The sequence below is a fragment of the Pseudomonas fluorescens genome, from assembly GCF_902498065.1.
Classification (GTDB): Bacteria; Pseudomonadota; Gammaproteobacteria; order Pseudomonadales; family Pseudomonadaceae; genus Aquipseudomonas; species Aquipseudomonas fluorescens_BJ.
In genome coordinates this window covers 607,388-625,400 of the sequence record NZ_CABVIR010000002.1, presented here as the reverse complement: position 1 = coordinate 625,400, position 18,013 = coordinate 607,388, and the positions used below count along the sequence as shown (strand labels likewise).

At 59.7% G+C, this 18,013-nt stretch carries 17 protein-coding genes and 1 pseudogene; 12 read left to right on the top strand and 6 right to left on the bottom strand.

Features of this window, described 5'->3' with window-relative positions:
* Window positions 1-171: 171 nt before the first annotated feature.
* A complete protein-coding gene (locus F8N43_RS12220; protein WP_150630186.1) occupies window positions 172-1,470 on the top strand; it encodes a serine/threonine protein kinase in 1,299 nt (432 codons plus the stop codon).
* On the top strand, window positions 1,463-2,251 hold the full coding sequence (locus F8N43_RS12215) for a VacJ family lipoprotein (protein WP_150630187.1): 789 nt from the start codon (window positions 1,463-1,465) through the stop codon (window positions 2,249-2,251). Before F8N43_RS12220 ends, F8N43_RS12215 begins: the two co-directional genes overlap by 8 nt.
* A gap of 187 nt (window positions 2,252-2,438) precedes the next feature.
* Here F8N43_RS12215 and F8N43_RS12210 read toward each other — a convergent pair whose 3' ends face one another.
* Window positions 2,439-3,353, bottom strand: coding sequence for a DUF808 domain-containing protein (locus tag F8N43_RS12210; protein WP_150653837.1), 915 nt, complete (start codon window positions 3,351-3,353; stop codon window positions 2,439-2,441).
* Window positions 3,354-3,487: 134 nt separating this feature from the next.
* Here F8N43_RS12210 and F8N43_RS12205 point away from each other — a divergent pair, with 134 nt between their 5' ends.
* Window positions 3,488-4,093 carry a TetR/AcrR family transcriptional regulator gene (locus F8N43_RS12205; RefSeq protein ID WP_150653836.1) on the top strand — a complete coding sequence of 202 codons (606 nt, stop codon included), beginning with the start codon at window positions 3,488-3,490 and terminating at the stop codon, window positions 4,091-4,093.
* A gap of 128 nt (window positions 4,094-4,221) precedes the next feature.
* Here the strand turns inward: F8N43_RS12205 and F8N43_RS12200 are convergent.
* A pseudogene (locus F8N43_RS12200) lies at window positions 4,222-4,681 on the bottom strand (REP-associated tyrosine transposase).
* Window positions 4,682-4,893: 212 nt separating this feature from the next.
* Window positions 4,894-5,334 carry a GlcG/HbpS family heme-binding protein gene (locus F8N43_RS12195; protein ID WP_150630191.1) on the bottom strand — a complete coding sequence of 147 codons (441 nt, stop codon included), beginning with the start codon at window positions 5,332-5,334 and terminating at the stop codon, window positions 4,894-4,896.
* Window positions 5,335-5,601: 267 nt separating this feature from the next.
* Here F8N43_RS12195 and gcl point away from each other — a divergent pair, with 267 nt between their 5' ends.
* From gcl to F8N43_RS12150, 9 genes are all read left to right on the top strand, one after another.
* Window positions 5,602-7,377: a glyoxylate carboligase gene (gene gcl, locus F8N43_RS12190; protein WP_150653835.1), complete on the top strand. Its 1,776-nt coding sequence runs from the start codon at window positions 5,602-5,604 to the stop codon at window positions 7,375-7,377.
* A 75-nt stretch (window positions 7,378-7,452) separates the two neighbouring features.
* Window positions 7,453-8,235, top strand: coding sequence for a hydroxypyruvate isomerase (hyi, locus tag F8N43_RS12185; RefSeq protein WP_150630193.1), 783 nt, complete (start codon window positions 7,453-7,455; stop codon window positions 8,233-8,235).
* Window positions 8,236-8,389: 154 nt separating this feature from the next.
* The gene (locus F8N43_RS12180) at window positions 8,390-9,280 is read left to right on the top strand and encodes a 2-hydroxy-3-oxopropionate reductase (protein ID WP_150653834.1); all 891 of its coding nucleotides are present in this window, start codon (window positions 8,390-8,392) and stop codon (window positions 9,278-9,280) included.
* A 164-nt stretch (window positions 9,281-9,444) separates the two neighbouring features.
* Window positions 9,445-10,725 (top strand): glycerate kinase, encoded by a 1,281-nt coding sequence (locus F8N43_RS12175; RefSeq protein WP_150653833.1) that lies wholly within the window; start codon window positions 9,445-9,447, stop codon window positions 10,723-10,725.
* Entirely contained in the window at window positions 10,715-12,130 is a 1,416-nt protein-coding gene (gene pyk, locus F8N43_RS12170; RefSeq protein WP_150653832.1) for a pyruvate kinase, read from the top strand. Before F8N43_RS12175 ends, pyk begins: the two co-directional genes overlap by 11 nt.
* Window positions 12,131-12,292: 162 nt before the next feature.
* Window positions 12,293-13,207: an urea transporter gene (locus F8N43_RS12165; RefSeq protein ID WP_150653831.1), complete on the top strand. Its 915-nt coding sequence runs from the start codon at window positions 12,293-12,295 to the stop codon at window positions 13,205-13,207.
* Between the two features lie 21 nt (window positions 13,208-13,228).
* Entirely contained in the window at window positions 13,229-14,053 is an 825-nt protein-coding gene (locus F8N43_RS12160; RefSeq protein ID WP_150630198.1) for an ion transporter, read from the top strand.
* Between the two features lie 93 nt (window positions 14,054-14,146).
* Window positions 14,147-15,142 carry a sulfate ABC transporter substrate-binding protein gene (locus tag F8N43_RS12155; protein ID WP_150637739.1) on the top strand — a complete coding sequence of 332 codons (996 nt, stop codon included), beginning with the start codon at window positions 14,147-14,149 and terminating at the stop codon, window positions 15,140-15,142.
* A 393-nt stretch (window positions 15,143-15,535) separates the two neighbouring features.
* Window positions 15,536-16,741 carry an MFS transporter gene (locus F8N43_RS12150; RefSeq protein WP_150653830.1) on the top strand — a complete coding sequence of 402 codons (1,206 nt, stop codon included), beginning with the start codon at window positions 15,536-15,538 and terminating at the stop codon, window positions 16,739-16,741.
* A gap of 60 nt (window positions 16,742-16,801) precedes the next feature.
* Here F8N43_RS12150 and F8N43_RS12145 read toward each other — a convergent pair whose 3' ends face one another.
* From F8N43_RS12145 to F8N43_RS12135, 3 genes are all read right to left on the bottom strand, one after another.
* A complete protein-coding gene (locus F8N43_RS12145; protein ID WP_150653829.1) occupies window positions 16,802-17,206 on the bottom strand; it encodes a type II toxin-antitoxin system HicB family antitoxin in 405 nt (134 codons plus the stop codon).
* Entirely contained in the window at window positions 17,206-17,418 is a 213-nt protein-coding gene (locus tag F8N43_RS12140) for a type II toxin-antitoxin system HicA family toxin (protein ID WP_150653828.1), read from the bottom strand. Before F8N43_RS12140 ends, F8N43_RS12145 begins: the two co-directional genes overlap by 1 nt.
* A gap of 190 nt (window positions 17,419-17,608) precedes the next feature.
* Entirely contained in the window at window positions 17,609-18,013 is a 405-nt protein-coding gene (locus F8N43_RS12135; protein ID WP_150630203.1) for a hypothetical protein, read from the bottom strand.

Here is an 18,013-nt window from a genome sequence, read left to right as displayed (position 1 = left end):
CGCAAGCGTTAACAACAGTTAACTGGGCAGTCAATCACTGCAAAGTGTATCGTCCAGCTACTATTACTCCGAAATTAGCCCTGATTGGTGCCGATGCATGGCACTTTGGCGCAACCCCCGTGGTCATAGCCTGCGAACTTCATTCGGCACCGTTCTCTAAGGGATCCAGTCATGCTCCGTTCCTTGCGCTTTGCCGCCCTGTTTGGCGGCCTTATTTTGAGTGCGTCTGCACTGGCGGTCGATATCGACGCAGCCAGTTATGGCTTCCCCTTGACCAACCCGTTCGAGGCGACCATTGCCACGACGCCGCCGGACATGCGTCCGGAGCTGCCGCTTGACGAAGACATCGACCAGCAAACCCGCAGCGTCACGTTGCGCCCGGAGCGTGAGTTCGAACTGCCGGACAACTTCTGGCCGGTGAAGAAGCTCACCTACCGCATCGCCACCCAGGATAAAGCCGCCCCGCTGATCTTTCTGATCGCCGGCACCGGCGCACGCTATGACAGCAGCCTTAACGAATACCTGAAGAAGCTCTACTACAAGGCCGGTTACCACGTAGTGCAACTGTCGTCGCCCACCAGCTTCGACTTCATGAGCGCCGCCTCACGCTTTGCCACACCCGGTATCACCAAGGAAGACGCGGAAGACATGTACCGCGTGATGCAAGCCGTGCGGGCGCAAAACCCCGATGTGCCTGTCACCGACTACTACTTGACCGGTTACAGCCTGGGCGCACTGGACGCGGCATTCGTCGCACACCTGGACGAAACCCGCCGCAGCTTCAACTTCAAGAAAGTCTTGCTGCTCAACCCGCCGGTCAACCTCTACACCTCGATCACCAACCTCGACAAGCTGGTCCAGACCGAAGTCAAAGGCATCAACAACAGCACGACGTTCTATGAACTGGTGCTGAACAAGCTGACCCGCTACTTCCAGCAGAAAGGCTACATCGACCTCAACGATGCTCTGCTTTATGACTTCCAGCAGTCCAAGCAGCATCTGAGCAACGAACAGATGGCCATGTTGATCGGCACGTCGTTCCGCTTTTCGGCGGCCGACATCGCTTTCACCTCGGACCTGATCAACCGTCGCGGCCTGATCACGCCGCCGAAATACCCGATCACCGAAGGCACCAGCCTCACACCGTTCCTCAAGCGTGCGCTGCAGTGCGACTTCGACTGCTACATCACCGAACAAGTGATCCCGATGTGGCGCGCCCGCACCGACGGCGGAAGTCTGCTGCAACTGATCGACCAGGTGAGCCTGTATGCCCTGAAGGATTACCTGCACGACAGCCCGAAAATCGCGGTCATGCACAACGCCGACGACGTGATCCTCGGCCCGGGCGACCTTGGGTTCCTGCGCAAGACCTTCGGCGACCGCTTGACTGTTTATCCACTGGGCGGCCACTGCGGCAACCTTAACTACCGCGTCAACAGCGACGCCATGCTGGAGTTCTTCCGTGGCTAAATACCTCCTGCTTGTCGCAGCGTTACTCTGTGCAGGCGTCGCCAATGCCGACAACAGCAAAGCCAATGCACCGGTCGTCATCGACGGCGACGGCTTCAAAGAGCCATTGAGCAAACTCAAATTCAACCCGGGGCTGGATCAGCGCGAGTTCGAACGCTCGACGCTCAACGCGCTGGCCGTCTACGACCCGCTGGAAGAGTGGAACCGCCGGGTTTATCACTTTAACTACCGCTTCGACCAATGGGTGTTCCTGCCAGTGGTCGATGGTTATCGCTACATCACGCCGAGCTTCCTGCGCACCGGCGTCAGCAACTTCTTCAACAACCTCGGCGACGTGCCGAACCTGATGAACAGCCTGCTGCAGTTCAAAGGCAAGCGCTCGATGGAAACCACCGCACGCCTGCTGCTCAACACCACCATCGGCATCGCAGGCCTGTGGGACCCGGCCACCGCCATGGGCCTGCCGCGCCAGAGCGAAGACTTCGGCCAGACGCTCGGTTTCTACGGCGTACCGGGCGGCGCCTACTTTGTGCTGCCGATCCTCGGCCCTTCCAACATTCGCGACACCGGCGGCCTGGCCGTGGACTTTACCGCCGAGAGCGCGATCAACTTCCTGAACGTTGCCGAAGTCAGCTCCAACCACCCTGAAGTCTGGGTCCTGCGCAGCATCGACAAGCGTCACCAGAACAGCTTCCGCTATGGCCAACTGAACTCGCCGTTCGAGTACGAGAAGGTGCGTTACGTGTACACCGAGTCGCGCAAATTGCAGATCGCCGAGTAATTCATCGGCAACAAAAAAGGCCATTCGATGGGAGTCGAATGGCCTTTTTCATGCGTTTTGTCCAACACCACACATCCCATGTGGGAGCTAGCCTGCTCGCGATGAGGCAGCATCAGTCCCCGTAAATGTTGACTGATCCACCGCTATCGCGAGCAGGCTCGCTCCCACAGTTGCATAGAGTCAGGCTTTAGTCTTTGACTGCCTTCCAGATTTTGCTGATGGCCATCACACCCGCCAACACCACCGCACCCGCCACAACCCCCGCCACCGCATTCAGCGACGTCGGCACGATAAACCCGGCACCGCCCGCCCCTGCGCTGACACTTTCGATCCAATGATGAACCACCGGTACACCGTGAGTCAGGATGCCACCGCCGACCAAAAACATTGCCGCCGTGCCAATCACCGACAGGCTTTTCATCATGTACGGCGCCGCACGCAGAATCCCGCCACCGATATTTTTGGCCATCTGCCCAGGCTTCTGGGTCAGCCAAAGACCCAGATCATCAAGCTTGACGATGCCGGCTACCAAGCCATAGACACCGATGGTCATGACGATGGCAATGCCCGACAGCACGATGACTTGCTGAGTCAGCGACGCGCCTGCCACGGTGCCGAGGGTGATGGCGATGATTTCCGCCGAAAGAATGAAGTCGGTACGGATGGCGCCCTTGATCTTGTCCTTCTCGAACGCCACCAGATCGACTGCCGGATCGGCCACGGCTTCGACCAGCTCTGCATGCTCGGCCTGGTCTTCAGCCTTGCTGTGGAGGAATTTGTGCGCGAGCTTTTCAAAGCCCTCGAAGCACAGGTAGGCGCCGCCGACCATCAACAACGGCGTGACCAGCCACGGAATGAATGCACTGATCGCCAGCGCAGACGGCACCAGGATCAGTTTGTTGAGAAACGAGCCCTTCGCCACTGCCCAAACGACCGGAATTTCCCGTTCGGCACGCACGCCGGAAACCTGTTGGGCGTTGAGCGCCAGATCGTCACCGAGCACGCCGGCGGTTTTCTTGGCGGCCATTTTGGTCATCAACGCCACATCGTCGAGTACCGCGGCAATGTCGTCGATCAGCAACAGTAAACTGCTTCCTGCCATGAATCAGATGTCCTTTTGGATTGAATGCTGCGCAGCATAGCGCGGCCGAGCGCCGCATGGGGCATTCTTGAGCGTCGCGCGAGGCCGGTGCTACCATGCGCAACCGCCAGAACAGGCAAGGAACCCCCTGGTTTATGAGCACCATCCGCGAGCGCAACAAAGAACTGATCCTGCGTGCCGCCAGCGAAGAGTTTGCCGACAAGGGCTTCGCTGCGACCAAAACCAGTGACATCGCAGCCAAGGCGGGATTGCCCAAGCCCAACGTCTATTACTACTTCAAATCCAAGGAAAACCTCTACCGCGAGGTGCTGGAAAGCATCATCGAGCCGATCTTGCAGGCCTCGACGCCGTTCAACGCCGACGGCGTGCCCAGTGAAGTGCTGAGCGGCTACATCCGCTCGAAAATCCGCATCTCCCGCGACCTGCCCTTCGCTTCGAAAGTGTTCGCTAGCGAAATCATGCACGGTGCGCCGCATCTGAGCGTCGATCTGGTGGAGCAGTTGAACGGCCAGGCCAAGCACAACATCGACTGCATCCAGACCTGGATCGACCGCGGCCAGATCGCCGCCATCGACCCCAACCACCTGATGTTCAGTATCTGGGCCGCGACCCAGACCTATGCCGACTTTGACTGGCAGATCACCGCCATCACCGGCAAGGCCAAGCTGGATGAAGAGGATTATGAAGCGGCGGCGCAGACGATTATTCGGTTGGTGCTGAAGGGGTGTGAGCCGGACTGATGGACCGCGGTGCGGCCATCGCGGGCAAGCCCACTCCCACAGGTTTTTCTGTTGCATTCAAACTCTGTGAACAACACAAATCTCTGTGGGAGCTGGCTTGCCAGCGATGAAGGCGACTCGGTGCCGGCTCAAACCCAGATGGCATCCCAAAGCGGATAGTCCCCAAGCTTTTCAACAAGTCCAGCCCGCAATGGGTTGGCCACGACATACCGCGCCACCTTCACCAAATCCTCCTCCCGCCTCAATGCCCGGTCGTGATAACCCTGCTGCCAAAGCGACCCACCACTACCACTCGAAAGATTCACCGCCCTCGTAATCAGGGATTTAGTCTCGCGCATCAGCTTTCTGAGCGAACAGTTTTCCAATTCGACCAGCCAATGAAAATGGTCGGGCATGACGACCCAAGCCAATGATTTTGCCAATCCAAGATCTTGTGCTCGGCGAAAATTGATGAACCACCAATCGGCCCAAAGCAAAGTCGGCAAAAATCGGCTCGCGATCCAGAGTGTTGGTGGTCAGTAAATAGATTCGGTTGGGTTCGGCATAGCGTCCCGTGCGCAGGCGATGTGAAGCAGGTAAATCAGGCATTCCTTTGCCTCTCTCATCATGAGTTCATGAAAAGGCTAGACCTGGAAACTCTGATTGTTGATATAGACTTTTTAGCTGGATGTGTCTGCCAAATAGCAATCGCTGGCAAGCCAGCTCCCACAGGGTCTGATGGTGCCCACAAAATATGTGAACACCGCCGGTCCTTGTGGGAGCTGGCTTGCCAGCGATGACATTTGTTCAGGCGATGAAGATCAAGCACTCACCCCCGCATCCGCCCGCAACCCCAACGCCTCGATCGCATTGATCGCACACTGCTCATCCACATCCGAAAGATCCCCGCTGATCCCCACCGCACCCAGCACGTTCCCGTCCTGATCCCGAATCAGCACGCCGCCTGGTGCCGGCACCACGCTGCCCTGCCCCAGGCTGTTCAACGCCGCGATAAATGCCGGACGCTGCTGGGCGTCCAGCGCCAGCAGGCGAGAGCCTTTGCCCAGCGCGATGGCGCCCCAGGCTTTGCCGATGGCGATCTGCGGGCGCAGCAGGCTGGCGCCGTCTTCGCGTTGCAGGGTGACCAGATGCCCGCCGGCATCCAGTACGGCGATGGTCAAGGGGGCCGCGGAAATTGCACGTGCGGCGGAAATGGCCTGACTGGTCAGGCTGACTGCCACTTTCAAGGTTAAAGCGCTCATGGTGCCGTCCTCATTTTGTTATAGGGAAAGCGGATGGACTGCGCGTTTGTGCCGCAGTCCGATGCAACAAATAGAACACAATGAGTTATTTTTTTGTATACAATAATTCTCGAAAAGCGCCACATGCGACGAAAAGCCACAGCAGAACAGGCTTCCGACGAATGAAACAGTCGCTTGAGAAAATGGATTGACCTGCGCCGTCCGCCGTGAATACACTCTGCGCAAAGCCACTTGTATACAATTACAAAACGTAAGAGGCACAAAACCATGAGCAAAATGAGAGCAATCGAAGCCGCCGTTCTGGTGATGCGCCGTGAAGGGGTTGATACCGCTTTTGGCATCCCGGGCGCCGCAATCAACCCGCTGTACTCCGCCTTGCAGAAAGTCGGTGGCATCGATCATGTCCTCGCTCGCCACGTTGAAGGCGCCTCGCACATGGCCGAGGGCTACACCCGCACCAAGGCCGGCAACATCGGCGTGTGCATCGGCACTTCCGGCCCAGCCGGTACCGACATGGTCACCGGGCTCTACAGCGCCTCGGCCGACTCGATCCCGATTCTGTGCATCACCGGGCAAGCACCCCGGGCCCGCATGCATAAAGAAGACTTCCAGGCGGTCGACATCACCACCATCGTCAAACCGGTGACCAAGTGGGCGACCACGGTCATGGAACCAGGCCAGGTGCCCTATGCGTTCCAGAAGGCCTTCTACGAAATGCGCTCCGGCCGTCCGGGCCCGGTGCTGATCGACCTGCCGTTCGACGTGCAGATGGCCGAGATCGAATTCGACATCGATGCCTACGAACCGCTGCCCCTGGCCAAGCCCACCGCTAACCGCGTGCAAATCGAGAAAGCCCTGACCATGCTCGATCAAGCCGAGCGTCCATTGCTGGTCGCCGGTGGCGGCATCATCAATGCCGACGCCAGCGAGTTGCTGGTGGAATTCGCCGAACTGACCGGCATTCCGGTGATCCCGACCCTCATGGGTTGGGGCACGATCCCGGACGATCACCCGCTAATGGTTGGCATGGTTGGTCTGCAGACGTCGCACCGTTACGGCAACGCCACCCTGTTGAAGTCCGACGTGGTGCTGGGCGTCGGTAACCGTTGGGCCAACCGTCACACCGGCTCGATCGACGTGTACACCGAGGGCCGCAAGTTCATTCACGTTGACATCGAGCCGACGCAAATCGGCCGCGTGTTCAACCCGGACCTGGGCATCGTTTCCGACGCCGCTGCCGCGCTGACCGTGTTCATCGAAGTCGCTCGCGAATGGCAAGCTGCCGGCAAGCTGAAAAACCGTAGCGCCTGGCTGCAAGACTGCCAGCAGCGCAAAGCCAGCCTGCAGCGCAAGACCCACTTCGACAACGTGCCGGTCAAGCCGCAGCGCGTCTATGAAGAAATGAATCAGGTGTTCGGCAAAGACACCTGCTACGTCAGCACCATTGGTCTGTCGCAGATTGCCGGCGCGCAGTTCCTGCACGTCTACAAGCCGCGTCACTGGATCAACTGCGGTCAGGCCGGTCCGCTGGGCTGGACCATTCCAGCAGCACTGGGCGTGGTCAAGGCTGATCCGACCCGCAAGGTTGTGGCGCTGTCGGGCGACTATGATTTCCAGTTCATGATCGAAGAGTTGGCGGTGGGCGCGCAGTTCAAGCTGCCGTACATCCACGTTGTGGTAAACAACTCGTATCTGGGGCTGATCCGTCAGGCTCAGCGCGGTTTCGACATGGACTACTGCGTGCAGCTGTCCTTCGATAACCTGAACGCTCCGGAACTCAACGGTTACGGCGTCGATCACGTCGCAGTCGCCGAAGGCCTCGGCTGCAAGGCGCTGCGTGTGTTCGAACCGGCTCAGATCCAGCCTGCCCTGCGCAAGGCTCAGGAGCTGATCGAAGAGTTCAAGGTGCCGGTGATCGTCGAGATTATTCTGGAGCGCGTGACCAATATTTCCATGGGCACCGAGATCAACGCTGTCAACGAATTCGAAGACCTGGCGCTGGTGGGCAACGATGCGCCGACGGCGATTTCGTTGCTTGATTAACAGTTGATCGCTTCCCTTGCAGGAGCCAGCAAGTTGGCTCCTGCAAGGGACCTCACACATTTACGGGAGACCACCATGCCGCGTTTCGCAGCCAACCTGTCCATGCTGTTCACCGAACAGGATTTCCTCGCCCGTTTCGAAGCGGCCGCCAAGGCCGGCTTCAGTGGTGTCGAGTACCTGTTTCCTTACGACTTCAGCTCCGCCGAGATCAAGGCCAAGCTCGACGCCAACGGTTTGACCCAGGTGCTGTTCAACCTGCCGGCCGGTGACTGGGCCAAGGGCGAACGCGGTATCGCGTGCCTGCCGGACCGGGTCGAAGAGTTCCGCGCCGGGGTCGATCTGGCGATCGCCTACGCCCACGTGCTGGGCAACACCCAGGTCAACTGCCTGGCCGGTATTCGTCCACAAGGCGTCGATGATGCCACCGTGGAAAAAACCTTTGTCGCCAACCTCAAGTACGCGGCCGACAAGCTGCAAGCGGCGGGCATCAAACTGGTGATGGAAGCGATCAACACCCGCGACATCCCGGGTTTCTACCTGAACAACACGGCGCAAGCCCTGTCGATTCGCGAACAGGTCGGCAGTGCCAACCTGTTCCTGCAATACGACATCTATCACATGCAAATCATGGAAGGCGACCTGGCCCGCACCATGGCCGCGCACCTGGGCGAGATCAACCACATCCAGTTGGCCGACAACCCTGGGCGCAACGAACCGGGCACCGGTGAAATCAACTACCGCTTCCTGTTCGAACACCTGGACCGGATTGGTTATCAAGGTTGGGTGGGTTGTGAATACAAGCCGCTGACCACCACCGAAGCGGGTCTGGGCTGGCTCAAAACCCACAACGCGATCTGACGTAGATCCCTGTGGGAGCGAGCCTGCTCGCGATAGCGGTGTGACATTCAACATGGATGTTGCCTGCTACACCGCTATCGCGAGCAGGCTCGCTCCCACAAAAAGCAACGCTCCCCTATTTGCTTGAGCAACACAAAAACAAGAGGAATTTCTCATGGCTAAAATCGGATTTATCGGCACCGGCATCATGGGCCACCCAATGGCGTTGAACCTGCAGAAAGCCGGTCACAGCCTGTTCCTGTCGGCGCACCACGACGCCGCGCCTGCCGACCTGATCGCTGCGGGCGCCGTCGCCCTGGCGAACCCGAAGGAAGTCGCGCAAGAAGCCGAATTCATCATCGTCATGGTGCCCGATACTCCGCAGGTCGATGACGTGCTGTTCCGCGCTGACGGTATCGCTGCCGGTGTCGGCAAAGGCAAAATCGTCATCGACATGAGCTCGATCTCGCCCACCGCCACCAAAGCCTTCGCGGCCAAGATCAACGAAAAAGGCGCGCAATACCTCGATGCACCGGTGTCTGGCGGCGAAGTGGGCGCCAAGGCTGCGACCCTGAGCATCATGGTCGGCGGCGATGCCGATGCCTTCGAACGCGCCCTGCCGCTGTTTCAGGCGATGGGCAAGAACATCACCCTGGTCGGCGGTAACGGCGACGGGCAAACCGCGAAAGTGGCGAACCAGATCATCGTCGCGCTGAACATTCAGGCCGTCGCCGAAGCCCTGCTGTTCGCTTCGAAAAACGGCGCTGACCCAGCCAAGGTGCGTGAAGCGCTGATGGGTGGTTTCGCTTCGTCGAAAATCCTCGAAGTGCACGGCGAGCGCATGATCAAAGGCACCTTCGACCCGGGTTTCCGCATCAGCCTGCACCAGAAGGACCTGAACCTGGCCCTGCAAGGCGCCAAGGAACTGAACATCAACCTGCCGAACACCGCCAACACCCAGCAAGTGTTCAGCACCTGCGCGGCCATCGGTGGCAGCAACTGGGACCACTCGGCACTGATCAAGGGCCTGGAACACATGGCGAATTTCTCGATTCGCGATAAGTAACATTCGCCGCAATACCTGTGGGAGCTGGCTTGCCAGCGATGCCATCGCCTCGGTCTACCTGAAAGACCGCTGCGCCTGAATCGCTGGCAAGCCAGCTCCCACAGGACCGCGTCGCAATACCTGCTGTCGTCTTATCCCAATAACAAGAATTCCGGGAGCCCGCCATGTCGGTCGATCCGCAACAATTCCTGCGCGAGCTGTTTGCCACAGCCATTGACGCGGCCCATCCGCAGCAAGTCCTTGAAGCCCATTTACCCACCGACCGCAGCGGTCGCGTGATCGTCATCGGCGCCGGTAAAGCTGCCGCCGCCATGGCCCAGGTGGTCGAGCGCTGCTGGCAGGGTGAAGTGTCCGGTCTGGTGGTGACGCGTTACGGTCACGGCGCCCCGTGCGAAAAAATCGAAGTCGTCGAAGCCGCTCACCCGGTGCCGGACGCTGCTGGCCTGGCCGTCGCCAAACGCGTGCTGGAACTGGTCAGCAACCTCGGCGAAGACGACCGCGTGATCTTTCTGCTCTCCGGTGGCGGTTCTGCGTTACTGGCCCTTCCGGCCCAAGGCATCACCCTCGCCGACAAGCAATCGATCAACAAAGCCCTGCTCAAATCCGGTGCCACCATCGGCGAGATGAACTGCGTGCGCAAGCACCTCTCGGCGATCAAGGGTGGCCGTCTCGGCAAGGCCTGCTGGCCCGCTACTGTTTATACCTACGCGATTTCCGATGTGCCGGGCGACCTCGCCACGGTCATCGCCTCCGGCCCCACCGTGGCCGACCCGAGCACCTCCGCCGAAGCGCTGGCGATCCTCAAGCGCTACGGCATCGAGGTTCCAGCCTCGGTGCGCAACTGGCTGCAAAGCGCCGAATCGGAAACGGTCAAACCCGGCGACCCGTGCCTGGCGCGCAGTCATTTCCAATTGATCGCCCGTCCACAACAGTCGCTTGAAGCCGCTGCGGTGAAAGCCCGTCAGGCCGGTTTCAGCCCATTGATCCTCGGCGACCTCGAAGGCGAGTCCCGCGAAGTGGCCAAGGTTCACGCCGGTATCGCGCGGCAAGTGGTCTTGCATGGCCAGCCCTTGGCGGCGCCGTGTGTGATTCTCTCGGGCGGTGAAACCACGGTCACCGTGCGCGGCAATGGCCGTGGCGGACGCAACGCCGAATTCCTGCTCAGCCTGACCGACAGCCTCAAAGGCTTGCCCGGCGTCTACGCGCTTGCCGGTGACACGGATGGCATCGACGGCTCCGAAGACAACGCCGGGGCGATCATGACCCCGGACAGCTATGCCCGCGCCGCCGCCCTCGGTTTGAGCGCCAGCGATGAACTCGACAACAACAATGGCTATGGCTATTTCGCGGCGCTCGACGCGCTGATCGTCACCGAGCCGACCCGCACCAACGTCAACGACTTCCGCGCCATCCTGATTCTCGAGAGCACAAAAAATGACGCCTGATAAAAAGGTCAAAATCCTCGCCACCCTCGGCCCGGCCACCGACGGGATCGAAGACATCCGTGAGCTGGTGCAGGCCGGGGTCAACATCTTCCGCCTGAACTTCAGCCACGGCGATCACGCCGACCACGCTCAACGCTATCAATGGATTCGTGAAGTCGAGCGCCAGCTGAATTACCCGCTCGGGATCCTGATGGACCTGCAAGGCCCGAAACTGCGAGTCGGCAAGTTCGCCGAAGGCAAGGTGCAGTTGCATCGTGGTCAGGCCCTGCGCCTGGACCTCGATCCGACGCCGGGTGACCAACGTCGAGTCAACCTGCCGCATCCGGAAATCATCGCCGCGCTGGAGCCGGGCATGGACCTGCTGCTGGACGACGGCAAGCTGCGGCTGCGCGTGGTGACCAAATACGCCGACGCGATCGACACCACCGTGCTCAATGGCGGCGAACTCTCGGACCGCAAAGGCGTGAACGTCCCACAAGCGGTGCTGGAGTTGAGCCCGCTGACGGCCAAGGATCGCCGCGATTTGAGTTTCGGCCTGGAGCTGGGTGTGGACTGGGTCGCGTTGTCGTTCGTGCAACGCCCGGAGGACATTCGCGAAGCGCGTGAACTGATCGGCAACAAAGCGTTTTTGATGGCCAAGATCGAGAAGCCGTCGGCCGTCACGCAACTGCGGGAAATCGCCGAACTGAGCGACGCGATCATGGTTGCCCGTGGCGACCTCGGTGTCGAAGTACCGGCCGAAAGCGTGCCGCAGATTCAGAAGAACATCATCAGCATCTGCCGCGAACTGGGTAAACCGGTGGTCGTGGCGACGCAGATGCTGGAGTCGATGCGTTTCTCCCCGGCCCCGACTCGCGCCGAAGTCACCGACGTCGCCAACGCAGTGGCCGAAGGCGCCGACGCCGTGATGCTGTCGGCGGAAACCGCGTCCGGCGAGTACCCGATGGAAGCCGTGCAGATGATGAGCAAAATCATCCGCCAGGTGGAAAACGGCCCGGATTATCAGACACAACTGGACGTCAGCCGGCCGAAGGCTGAGGCGACGGTTTCCGATGCGATCAGCTGTGCGATTCGTCGCATCAGTAACGTATTGCCAGTGGCGGTGCTGGTGAACTACAGCGAATCCGGCACGTCGAGCCTGCGTGCGGCCCGGGAACGGCCGACGGTGCCCATTCTGAACCTGACGCCGAACCTGCAGACGGCGCGCCGTTTAACGGTGGCGTGGGGCGTGCACTCGGTGGTCAATGATCGACTGCGGCAAGTGGATGAGGTGTGTTCGACCGCGCTGGAAATTGCCCAGGCGCAAGGGATGGCGCAGCGCGGGGACACGTTATTGATCACGGCAGGTGTGCCGTTTGGGCAACCGGGGTCGACTAACTCGTTGCGTATCGAGACGTTGATCTAGAGCGCCCATACCGGCCTCATCGCCAGCAGGATGGCTCCCACATTGGTTTTGTGTCGATCACGGAATCAAGACTGAACCCAGATTCAGTGTGGGAGCCAGCCTGCTGGCGATCAGGCAGGGTCGCGCTCGACCGACTCGCTCCCTTTGACTTTCAGAACTGCCATGCCTGCCAACCACTTCAACACCCACTGCCCCGATTGGGCGACTGCCCTGCTCAACGGCTTCAGCCAGATATTTCTCCAGCGCCATCCGCTGTTTGGTCTGCTGTGCCTGTTGGCGATTCTTTTTACCGCGCCGACCCTGCTCGGCGGTGCGCTGCTGGGCGGCGTCGCCGGTCTGCTCACCGCGCAACGTCGCAACTACGCCAAGGCCGATCGTCAGGCCGGACTGTTCAGTTACAACGGTGTCCTGCTCGGTTTGCTGCTGAGCCTGTATTTCCCCTGGTCAGCGCTGTTGCCGCCGCTGATCATCGCTGCGGGTGGACTGAGTGCGATGCTCACCCAACAGTGGCTCAGACGCATCCGGCTCAGCCAATACTTGCCTGCCTACACCGCGCCTTTCGTGGGGCTGGGCTGGTTGCTGCTGTGTTTCGCCACACCCTCGACAACCGCGCATTTGATCGAAATCAATACGCTGAACATGCTCACCGCCCCGCTGAAAGGCTTAGGCCAGGTGATGTTCCTCGGCCATCCGCTGGCCGGTGCGATGATTGCCGTGGGTTTGCTGATCGCTGATCGCCGCGCTTTCTGCTGGGCGTTGTTGGCGTCTGTCGCGGGCATGGGCTGGAGCCTGTTGCATCACGACTTCTATACCGCGTTGATCGGTCTCGGTGGCTATAACGCGGTACTCGCCGCCCTCGCCTTCAGCTCCCAGCGCCAGCAACCGTGGTTGCCGCTGGTCGGCATTGCATCAGCGCTGTTGCTGACGCCGGTGTTTGCCACCATCGGTCTGCCAACGCTGACCGCGCCGTTCATCCTCGCCTGCTGGCTGATCCGCATGGTTGTTCAAAGGCTCCGCAAGCCCACTGTCGCCGGTACGCCTTGCACTCTGGAGGAGAATCACCCTAGGCTGCGCTGATTCTCGATTCAGGCGTTTTCCATGGACAGCAGCAAAAACTGGCGTGAAGACCTTTACGTCATGGTTTTCCAGAGCGACACCAAGGCCGGGCGGCGCTTCGACGGCATTCTGCTGTTGATCATCCTCACCAGCATCGTCATCGTGATGCTCGACAGCATCGACTCGATTCATCAGAACTACGCCAACGTGCTGGCGTACATCGAGTGGGGTTTCACCGTCATTTTCGCCATCGAATATGGCCTGCGCCTGTACTGTTCGCCCAAGCCGTTGCGCTACGCGTTCAGCTTTTACGGGCTGGTGGATTTGCTGGCGATCGTGCCCGGTATCCTCGCGCTGTATTACGCCGATGCCCAGTACCTGCTGATTATCCGGATCATCCGCATGCTGCGGATTTTCCGCGTGCTCAAGCTCAGCCCTTACCTGAAACAAGCCAACTACCTGATGTCGGCGCTGCGCGGCAGCAAGCAGAAGATCGTGGTGTTCCTGGTCAGTGTCTGCACGCTGGTGACGGTGTTCGGCACGCTGATGTACGTGATCGAAGGTCCGGAACACGGCTTCACCAGCATTCCCAAAGGCATCTATTGGGCGATCGTGACGCTGACCACCGTCGGCTTCGGCGACATCGTGCCGAAGACGCCGCTGGGCCAGGTGATTTCATCGCTGGTCATGATCACCGGTTACTCGATCATCGCCGTGCCCACCGGGATTTTCACCGCCGAACTGGCCAACGCCATGCGCGGCGAACAGTTGCAACACGACTGCCCGGTGTGCAAGAAAAACAGCCACGAGCATGGCGCTGCATTTTGCTCGCGGTGCGGTAATGCGTTGTTTAAAAAACTGGAATAAGCAAAGTGCTTTTTAATCTTTAAAGGACTATACGGGCCCGGTTATAGTCGCTGGCAAATTGCCTCACTTTTAAATTAGAACAAGGAATGCGCAGTGAAAAAACTCTTTGGCGCCTCACTTCTGGCCGCTGGCCTGGCATTGGCCAGCGTGGCTCAGGCTGCACCGACCCTGCTCAACGTTTCCTACGATGTGATGCGCGATTTCTACAAGGACTACAACGCTGCCTTCCAGAAACACTGGCAAGCCGAGCACAACGAAAACATCACCCTGCAGATGTCTTTCGGCGGTTCGAGCAAACAGGCGCGCTCCGTGATCGACGGCCTGCCGGCTGATGTCATCACCATGAACATGGCCACCGACATCAACGCCCTGGCGGACAACGGCAAACTGGTCCCGGACAACTGGGTTACCCTGCTGCCGGACAACAGCGCACCGTTCACCTCGGCCACCGTGTTCATTGTTCGCAAAGGCAACCCGAAAGCCCTGAAAGACTGGCCTGACCTGCTCAAGGACGGCGTGCAAGTGATCGTGCCGAACCCGAAAACCTCGGGCAACGGCCGCTACACCTACCTTTCGGCCTGGGGCTATGTGCTGAAAAACGGCGGTGACGAGAACAAGGCCAAAGCGTTCGTCGGCAAGCTGTTCAAACAAGCGCCCGTACTCGACACCGGTGGCCGCGCAGCCACCACCACCTTCATGACCAACCAGATCGGCGATGTGCTGGTGACCTTCGAAAACGAAGCGGAGATGATTGCCCGCGAATTTGGCCGTGATCAGTTCGAAGTGATCTACCCAAGCGTCTCCGCTGAAGCCGAGCCGCCGGTTGCCGTGGTCCAGAAAGTGGTCGAGAAGAAAGGCACCCGCGCGGCAGCCGAGGAATACCTGAAGTACCTGTGGTCGCCGGAAGGTCAGGAAATTGCCGCGGCAAACTACCTGCGTCCGCGTGACCCGGCGATACTGGCGAAGTACACCGACCGCTTCCCGAAAGTGGATTTCCTGTCGGTGGAGAAAACCTTTGGTGACTGGCGCACCGTGCAGAAGACGCACTTCAATGACGGCGGGATTTTTGATCAGATTTACACTCAGTAAACGCTGATGACCCAATGAAAAAGGCGACCTTGGACGGTCGCCTTTTTTGTGGCGGACAGAAAACGATGTTCGCTGAAGACACACCCACCTTCAGCAAACTGCGCCCCCCCGGCACCAGGATTTTCTGCTGCCCGCCCTTGTAGTTAACGGCGAATCAGGTGACGGAACATCGCGTTCATGAACGTGCCCTCCGGTGATGAGTCGTAAGAGAGAACATAAGCACGCTATCGAACAAGATGTAAGTGAATGTATCATCGGATTCTGAAATTCAGGCGCAGGTTCCTGCGCCACTCATTCCGCAAAGGGATGATTGCTATCACTCCAATCCCTCTTCCGCCGATCCGGCCTGCCACTTAGCCTTCACGCATTCCTTTCTGTTCAGCGAGACACGTTATGAACTCAGCGACCCAGGTGCCCCACGGTGCCGCGACAATGACCAAAGGCATGGTGCTGCTGTTTGCCTTCTGCTGCGGCGCCATCGTTGCCAATATTTACTACGCGCAACCGATCATCGGCCTGATCGCGCCCGACATCGGCCTGACCAGCACCATGGCCAGCCTGATCGTTTCGCTGACCCAGATTGGCTACGCGCTGGGCCTGTTCTTCCTGGTGCCGCTGGGTGACCTGGTGGAAAATCGTCGGTTGATGATCATCACCACCGTGGTGGCGATTGCCAGTCTGTTGGGCGCCGCGTTCACCGATCAGCCGAATGTGTTTCTGCTGATCTCGTTGCTGGTGGGTTTCAGTTCTGTGTCGGTACAGATTCTGATTCCACTGGCCGCGCATCTGGCGCCAGAGGAGTCTCGCGGGCGAGTGGTGGGCGGGATCATGGGCGGTTTGCTGTTGGGAATCCTGCTGGCGCGACCGGTGTCCAGCGTCGTGGCTGACCATTTCGGCTGGCGGGCGATGTTTGTGATTGCGGCGGTGTTGATGGCTGCGATCAGTATCGTGCTGGCCGTGACGATTCCCAAGCGCCAGCCTGATCACAGCGCTTCCTATGGGCAGTTGCTCGGCTCTCTGTGGACGCTGCTGCGCCAACAACCGGTATTGCGTCAGCGCGCGTTTTATCAGGGTTGCATGTTCGCCACGTTCAGCCTGTTCTGGACCGCCGTGCCACTGGAGTTGGCGCGTAATCATGGATTGTCGCAAACCCAGATCGCGATCTTCGCCCTGGTTGGTGCCATCGGTGCCATCGCCGCGCCTATCGCCGGTCGTCTGGCCGATGCTGGTCACACCCGTATCGCTTCGCTGCTGGCGCTACTGTTCGCCAGCCTGAGCTTCCTGCCCGCGTTCATCCATCCGGTCTACAGCGTCATCGGCCTCGCCGTCACCGGTGTGGTGCTCGACTTCTGCGTGCAGATGAACATGGTCCTCGGCCAGCGGGCCGTCTACGCCCTTGACGCCAAAAGCCGCAGCCGCCTGAACGCGCTCTACATGACCAGCATCTTTATCGGCGGTGCGTTTGGTTCCTCGGTGGCCAGCGCGGTGTATGAGCATGGCGGCTGGTTGTGGATCGTGATGGTGGGCAGCGCGTTTCCACTGTTGGCGCTGTTGCGGTTTTTGAGCGTTTCGCAGGAGCGCTCGCTGGCGGCGGCATAGGCTGCAAAAAGCTTCGCGGGCAACCCGACTTGCCCGCGACGGCGATGTACCTGACTTCAATCAGTGTCGAACCAGCTTCTCCATCGCCGCATCCGCCAAAAAGGAGGAGCGGCTTTTGACATTGTGCTCGCGCACATAACGGTCAATACGCTGAATCACATAGCCAGGCAATGTGACATTGACCTTCTCGGTCTTGCCCATATACGGCGCGATGTCCAGCTCCAGCATTCCCCATCCCATGTCCGCGAAGTCCGGGTTGCCACGATGGGCGGCGGCCGAAGTCGGCATCGGGATCGACTCCCCGTCAGCGGCCATTTCCTGAAGCAGGATGTGGGCAATCTCGATCGCCGCGTTGTAGGCGTCCTCAAACGTATCCCCGGCCGTGACGGCGCCCGGAATATCGGGGATCTGAATACCGATGGCGCTGTTCTCGTCGCCCCACTCGATACAGATTGGATATTGCATTATAGATCTCCTGCGTCACTGGCTGGCGGGCAGTGCAGCCCGGCACGCCTCCTGATGCTTTTAACCGTCCCTACAGGTAAATCCTTTTTCGGATGGGGGGCGGGAATTGTGTAGGGGTTGTAACGGTGAGTGAAGAGATGATGGCTCCCGGTAATCCGATCCAGCGCCCAGCCCGCCTCCTCCAGCTCCTTGATCAATAACCTGCTCTGCACCACCAGCCTCCTTGCTCCGGCCAAACAAAAATAACCCTAGAGTTATCTTTACTCAAGCACAAAAACCCCGAGCACGACGTTCGGTTGTTTTACAGCGTGTGATCGCAGCCCAAGGCTGCTGCACCAATTCCTGAACGTCTCTCACAGACGCCAGACAGCAAAACGGCGATCCGTAGATCGCCGTTTCCGTTCATTGCCCGAATTGCCGTCCCAACCCACCCGGCACGCCGTGAATATCCGTTTCCTCCCAAGGCCCGTTCGGGCTGATCGAGCGGCTCCAGCCGTTGCTCCAGCGGTAGTACGTGCGCTGGCGGTAGAAGGTGTTGGTCTGGTCGTCGAGCACGTACACCCCAAGTTTCGCATCCCAATGGCTGTTGCCACCCGGCGGTGGCGCGAAGCTGGCGGAGGTGCGAGGCAGCGGTTTGGCGGGCTTGGCTGGAATGCCCGGCTTGCCGGGTGTCGGTGTCGTTGACGGCGTCGGACGGGGCTGCGACGGCGGTATCGGTGGTAACGGCGTCGGCTCGGGCCGCTGGACCGCACACGCGCTTAACCCCATAACCAGACTGAGCAGGGTGATACGAGCGATGGCGGTCAT

Excerpts from the sequence above, each read along its gene's own strand:
- F8N43_RS12220 (WP_150630186.1), top strand. The coding sequence starts at position 172 with ATGCTCCGTTCCTTGCGCTTTGCCGCCCTGTTTGGCGGCCTTATTTTG.
- F8N43_RS12210 (WP_150653837.1), bottom strand. The coding sequence starts at position 3,353 with ATGGCAGGAAGCAGTTTACTGTTGCTGATCGACGACATTGCCGCGGTA.
- F8N43_RS12205 (WP_150653836.1), top strand. The coding sequence starts at position 3,488 with ATGAGCACCATCCGCGAGCGCAACAAAGAACTGATCCTGCGTGCCGCC.
- F8N43_RS12195 (WP_150630191.1), bottom strand. The coding sequence starts at position 5,334 with ATGAGCGCTTTAACCTTGAAAGTGGCAGTCAGCCTGACCAGTCAGGCC.
- gcl (WP_150653835.1), top strand. The coding sequence starts at position 5,602 with ATGAGCAAAATGAGAGCAATCGAAGCCGCCGTTCTGGTGATGCGCCGT.
- hyi (WP_150630193.1), top strand. The coding sequence starts at position 7,453 with ATGCCGCGTTTCGCAGCCAACCTGTCCATGCTGTTCACCGAACAGGAT.
- F8N43_RS12180 (WP_150653834.1), top strand. The coding sequence starts at position 8,390 with ATGGCTAAAATCGGATTTATCGGCACCGGCATCATGGGCCACCCAATG.
- F8N43_RS12175 (WP_150653833.1), top strand. The coding sequence starts at position 9,445 with ATGTCGGTCGATCCGCAACAATTCCTGCGCGAGCTGTTTGCCACAGCC.
- pyk (WP_150653832.1), top strand. The coding sequence starts at position 10,715 with ATGACGCCTGATAAAAAGGTCAAAATCCTCGCCACCCTCGGCCCGGCC.
- F8N43_RS12165 (WP_150653831.1), top strand. The coding sequence starts at position 12,293 with ATGCCTGCCAACCACTTCAACACCCACTGCCCCGATTGGGCGACTGCC.
- F8N43_RS12160 (WP_150630198.1), top strand. The coding sequence starts at position 13,229 with ATGGACAGCAGCAAAAACTGGCGTGAAGACCTTTACGTCATGGTTTTC.
- F8N43_RS12150 (WP_150653830.1), top strand. The coding sequence starts at position 15,536 with ATGAACTCAGCGACCCAGGTGCCCCACGGTGCCGCGACAATGACCAAA.
- F8N43_RS12145 (WP_150653829.1), bottom strand. The coding sequence starts at position 17,206 with ATGCAATATCCAATCTGTATCGAGTGGGGCGACGAGAACAGCGCCATC.
- F8N43_RS12135 (WP_150630203.1), bottom strand. The coding sequence starts at position 18,013 with ATGACCGCCATCGCTCGTATCACCCTGCTCAGTCTGGTTATGGGGTTA.